This window comes from Mesorhizobium sp. M7A.F.Ca.MR.148.00.0.0 (genome assembly GCF_003997735.1).
GTDB lineage: Bacteria > Pseudomonadota > Alphaproteobacteria > Rhizobiales > Rhizobiaceae > Mesorhizobium.
Genome location: NZ_RZTB01000181.1, coordinates 1 through 422 on the forward strand (window position 1 = coordinate 1; position 422 = coordinate 422).

Sequence of the window (422 nt, forward strand, 5' to 3'; positions counted from 1 at the left end):
CGTTGCGCCACCGCATGGAAGATTTGCTGGTCATTGCTTGGGTTCCTGAGAAGCTCAAGCGGTCCATCATGGGTCACTCAGGTGGCGGCTCTGCGGACAACTATGGGGGCGAAGATGCGCGGCTCAAGGTCGCGACTGAGGTGATGCTGAAGGCACTTGGCAACCAGCCAGCAACTAGTTTGCACACCAGCGTTGGGGAGGACTAGGGTGGCAACGAGGCGCGGCTTGGGGTAGCCAGACGACCGCGCGGAGAAGGCTCTAACTTGGGTTGGCTAGAGCTCCGACCCTGCCAGCACAAACACCTAACGCACCGCTCGCGTTGATGGCTAGGAGTAAGCCGGCTCTCCACTTAGATCCCGATTTCCCGGCTTAATTTTCCAAAGTCGACTTGACTGCAAAAGAATTTCGCTAGAACTCTCAAC

At 57.3% G+C, this 422-nt stretch carries 1 pseudogene; it reads left to right on the forward strand.

What is annotated here, in order from left to right:
- A pseudogene (locus EOB49_RS31900) lies at window positions 1-206 on the forward strand (hypothetical protein); the annotation flags it as partial.
- Window positions 207-422: the final 216 nt, after the last annotated feature.